At 68.3% G+C, this 580-nt stretch carries 1 protein-coding gene; it reads right to left on the minus strand.

Annotated features, from left to right (window positions below; genetic code table 11):
* Positions 1-580, minus strand: a 580-nt coding sequence (locus HP547_RS29250) for a protein kinase (protein ID WP_172288997.1), incomplete at both ends; no start/stop codon positions are given.

Genomic DNA, 580 nt, shown 5'->3' on the forward strand with positions numbered 1-580 from the left:
TGGGCGGTAGGCCTTCGAATGCGTCCGGGGCGATGTACGAGGGCGTGCCCGGCAACGTGTGCAAAGGGTCTTGGGACAGCCCCGGGCAGTACGCCAGGCCGAAGTCCAGCAGGCGCAGCTGGCCATCGCTGCCCAGGTGCAGGTTTTCTGGTTTGATATCGCGGTGCAGCACATTACGCCGGTGCAGCACGCCAACTGCATGCAACAGCTGCCGGGCGATTTCCAGCCACTGGGTGAGGGGCAGCGGGCCGTGCTCGGCCTGCAAAGCGGCCAGGCTCTGGCCGGGGTATTCGCGCATCACGTAGTACAGGTGCTGACGTTGGCTGGCGGGGTGCAGCTCGGGGAAGTGCCGGCCAGCGACCCGGCGCAGGAACCACTCTTCCAGCAGCAGCCCTTGCGCCGCGCCAGGCTCGTGCTCGCGCGCGGCGGGCAGGGTCTTGAGCAGCCAGGCGTGCCCTTGGCCGTCACGTACCCGGTACAGCAGTGACTGGTGGCTGTGCGCGAGCAGTTGCTCAACGCCCCAGCCGTCGATCACCTGGCCTCCGCGCAGAGGGCCCGGCAGCGGCCATTGCTGCAGTTG

This window comes from Pseudomonas sp. CM27 (genome assembly GCF_013179515.1).
GTDB lineage: Bacteria > Pseudomonadota > Gammaproteobacteria > Pseudomonadales > Pseudomonadaceae > Aquipseudomonas.